Source organism: Streptomyces sp. NPDC051218, assembly GCF_044455475.1.
In the GTDB taxonomy this organism is placed as follows: Bacteria; Actinomycetota; Actinomycetes; order Streptomycetales; family Streptomycetaceae; genus Streptomyces.
In genome coordinates this window covers 1-4,359 of sequence record NZ_JBITEU010000036.1, presented here as the reverse complement: position 1 = coordinate 4,359, position 4,359 = coordinate 1, and the positions used below count along the sequence as shown (strand labels likewise).

The window sequence follows — 4,359 nt, the reverse complement described above, 5'->3', positions numbered from 1 at the left end:
TCTTGCGCAGGCTTACGTCGGCGGACTGCCGGTGGACTGGAAGTCGGTCCTGCCCTGCGGTGAGCAGGTGGAGTTGCCGACGTATGCCTTCCAGCAGGAGCGGTACTGGCTGGAGTCGGAGGCAGCCCCTGTCCCGGTGGGCGGGGACGGCGCGAGCACGGAGGCCGAGGCCCGGTTCTGGGCGGCGGTCGAGGGTGGCGACCTGGCTCATATGGCGGAAGTCCTCGAGGTGGAGGACCAGCAGCATCTGGGCGAGGTACTGGAAGCGCTGACGTCCTGGCGGCGGCGGGAACGGGACCGGTCGGCGACCGCGAACTGGCGTTACCGCGTGACCTGGGCGCCGGTCGCTGACCCCGGCCCCGCCGTGCTCACCGGCCGCTGGCTCGTGGTCGCCCGGCAGGCCGACGACGAGCTGACGCGGCAGTGTGTGGCGGCGCTGGCCGCTCGTGGAGCGGACGTAGCGGTCGCTGAGGTTCCGGCCGATGCCGTGGACCGGGACGAGATGGCGGCCGTGATCGGTCGGATCCTGGAAGCGGATGCCTCGGCGTTGGCAGGCGTGGTGTCGCTGCTCGCGCTGGACGAGACGCCCGTACCCGAGCATCCTGTGGTGTCCGCGGGTCTTGCCGCGACGCTTGCCCTCGTGCAGGCGCTGGGTGATGTGGAAGTGGACGCGCCGCTGTGGGTGACCACGCGGGGAGCCGTCGCCATCGGATCCGGCGAGGCCCTGACCAACCCGGCGCAGTCGCAGGTGTGGGGTCTTGGGCGGGTTGTCGGACTCGAACACCCGGACCGTTGGGGCGGGTTGGTCGATCTGCCTGCTGTCTTTGACGAGTCTGCTGGTACGCGCCTCGCGGCGGTGGTGGCCGGGTGTGGTGAGGATCAGGTCGCGATCCGCTCGGCCGGGCTTCTGGGGCGGCGGCTGACGCGGGCTTCCGGGCCTCGGGCGGTCGGTGCGGAGTGGACGCCGCGTGGGAGTGTCCTGGTCACGGGCGGTACGGGTGCGATCGCCGGGCATGTGGCGCGGTGGCTGGCCGGGCGCGGTGCGCCTCGCCTGGTGCTGACAGGTCGCTCAGGTCCCGCCGCTGCCGATATCGCGGCGACGGTGGCCGAACTGGCGGCGCGTGGCTGCTCCGTGGACGTCGTGGCGTGTGATGCCAGCGACCGGTCGCAGCTCGCCGGTCTCATAGGCTGGATCGGGACGACTGGTCCCGCGCTGTCTGCGGTGATGCACACCGCGGGCGTCGTGCAGGCGACGACGGTCGACGAGACCGATGTGGCCGAGACGGCCGCTGTGCTCGCGGCCAAGGCCGCAGGTGCCGTCCATCTCGACGAGCTGACCCGGGAGATGGGCCTGGACCTGGACGCCTTCGTGCTCTTCTCGTCGATCTCGGCGACCTGGGGCAGTGGTCTTCAGCCCGCCTACGCCGCGGCCAACGCCTCTCTGGACGGCCTCGCAGAGTACCGCAGGGCGCAAGGTCTTCCCGCGACCTCGGTGGCCTGGGGCTCATGGGGTGGCGGTGGCATGACCGACGAGGAAGGCGCCGCGCAGGGGCTGCGTCGAGGGCTGCTTGTCATGGAGTCGGGCCACGCCGTCGATGCGCTGGCCCAGGCCCTGGACGGTGACGAGGGCCTTGTGACGGTTGCGGCCGTGGACTGGGCGCGATTCGCCCCGCCGTTCACGCTGCGGCGGCCGAGCCCCCTCATCGAGGACCTGCCCGAGGTGCGGCAGGCCCTGGAGGGCCCCGCGGCGGACGAGACCGCCGAATCGGACGCGGGCACGTCCCTGAAGCAGGAGCTCGCGGGGCTTTCGCGCGCCGAGCAGAACCGGACGCTGATCGGCCTCGTCCAGGCCAAGGCTGCCGCGGTGCTCGACTACCCGTCACCCGAGGCCGTGGAGGCCACTCGCGCCTTCAGCGACCTGGGTTTCGACTCGCTGACCTCGGTCGAACTGCGTAACCGGCTGAGCACCGCGACCGGCCTGAAGCTGCCCGCCACCCTCCTGTTCGACGCCCCTACGCCCACGGCCGCCGCCGAGTTCCTCCTGGCGGAGCTGGCGGGCGTCCCCGACAGCGCGCGGGACGTGCCGGTCGTGGCAGCGGCCACTGACGAGCCGCTGGCGATCGTCGGCATGAGCTGCCGGTACCCGGGCGGAGCGACGAGCCCCGAAGAACTGTGGAACCTGATCGCCGGTGGCACCGACGCCATCTCCGTTCTGCCGGAGGACCGGGGCTGGGTCATCCAGGACAGGACTGGCGCCGGGGCGGCGTCCGGAGAACCCGTACGTGCGGGTGGCTTCGTCTACGACGCGACCGGGTTCGACGCGGGCTTCTTCGGAATCAGCCCGCGCGAGGCCGTGTCGATGGACCCGCAGCAGCGGCTGCTGCTCGAAGTGGCGTGGGAGGCCCTGGAGAGGGCCGGTCTCGACCCTGCGTCGCTGCGCGGTTCCGCGACGGGTGTGTTCGCGGGCGCGTCCGCATCCGGCTACGGCTGGAGCTCCGGCCTCGAAGGCGAGCTCGACGGTCACCTCGTCACCGGCATCTCGACCAGTGTGGTGTCCGGCCGAGTTGCCTACGTCATGGGTCTTGAGGGCCCGGCGGTGACGGTGGACACCGCGTGCTCCTCGTCCCTGGTCGCGCTGCACCTGGCCGCCCAGGCCATGCGTTCGGGCGAGTGCACGCTGGCCCTGGCCGGCGGTGTCATGGTGGCGGCAAACCCGCTCCTGTTCGACCAGTTCAGCCAGCAGATGGGCCTCGCTCCGGACGGGCGGTGCAAGCCGTTCTCGGCGGGCGCCGACGGCATGGGCCTGGGCGAGGGCGCGGGCATGCTGGTCGTGGAGCGGCTCTCCGACGCGCGGCGCAACGGCCACAACGTGCTCGCGGTCATCCGCGGCAGCGCGACCAACCAGGACGGCGCGTCCAACGGCTTGACCGCCCCCAACGGCCCCTCCCAGCAGCGGGTCATCCGGGCGGCCCTGGCGAACGCCGGGGTGCGGGCCGACGAGGTCGACGTGGTGGAGGCGCACGGTACGGGGACTCCGCTCGGCGACCCGATCGAGGCGCAGGCGCTGCTCGCCACGTACGGCCAGGAGCGGCCCGATGACCGGCCGTTGTGGCTCGGCTCGGTGAAGTCCAACATCGGTCACACGCAGGCCGCTGCCGGTGTGGCGGGCGTGATCAAGATGGTCCTCGCCCTCCAGCACAAGGAGCTGCCCGCGACGCTGCATGCGGCGGAGCGCTCGCCGCACGTGGACTGGTCGGTCGGTGATGTGCAGCTGCTTACCGAGACGGTTCCGTGGTCGGCGGACGGCCGGGTGCGGCGTGCAGGAGTGTCCTCTTTCGGGATGAGCGGCACCAACGCGCACCTCATCGTCGAGGAAGCTCCGGCAGCCGACGACCGCGAGACCGAGGCGAACAGGGACCTGAGCGGCACTGAAGGGAGCGCGCTCGACACGGTTGACGTCCCCGCGGTGCTTGATGCTGCCGAGGTCGGTGCGTGGGTGGTGTCGGGCCGGTCGGCGAAGGGCCTGTCCGGGCAGGCGTCTCGGTTGGGCGAGTGGGTGAGCGCGCGGCCGGAGTTGGAGCCGGTGGATGTGGCGTGGTCCCTTGCGGCGACGCGGTCGGCGTTCGAGCACCGGGCGGTGGTTCTGGGCGGTGACCACGGAGAGCTGGTGTCCGGTCTGCGGAGCCTGGCGGCCCGAGGCCCGGCCGGTTCGGTGGTGTCGGGCGTGGTCAGGACCGGTACGCGGACGGTGTTCGTTTTCGCGGGCCAGGGCTCTCAATGGCTGGGAATGGGCCGGGAGTTGGGCAAGTGCAGTCCGGTGTTCGCGGCGCGGCTCGCGGAGTGCGAGCGGGCGCTGTCGCCGCTCGTCCCATGGTCCCTGTCCGATGTTCTCGTGGGCGCTGAGGGTGCGCCCGAGATGGTGGCGGCGGATGTGGTGCAGCCGGTGTTGTGGGCGGTGATGGTGTCGCTTGCTGCGGTGTGGGAGGCGGCCGGTGTCAGCCCCGACGCGGTGGTGGGTCATTCGCAGGGTGAGATCGCGGCGGCGACGGTGGCCGGGATGCTGAGCCTGGAGGACGGCGCCCGGGTGGTGGCGGTGCGTTCCCGTGCTCTGTCGGGTCTGTCGGTTGAGGGCTCGATGGTGTCGGTGGTGATGCCGTCGCAGGCGGTGGGCGAGCTCGCGGAGCAATGGGGCGAGCGGCTGTCGGTGGCGGCCATCAATGGTCCGGCGTCGGTGGTGGTGTCTGGTGAGCCGGAGGCGTTGGGGGAGTTCGAGCGGGAGTTGGCGTCGCGGCATGTGTTGCGGTGGCGTGTTCCGGAGACGGATTTTGTGGCGCATTCGCCTGCGGTGGAGCCGTTGGC

1 protein-coding gene is annotated in these 4,359 nt (G+C 71.7%); it reads left to right on the top strand.

Annotated features, from left to right (window positions below; all coding sequences use genetic code 11):
* On the top strand, positions 1 to 4,359 hold a 4,359-nt coding region (locus tag ACIBCK_RS39125; RefSeq protein ID WP_399398142.1), incomplete at both ends, for an SDR family oxidoreductase.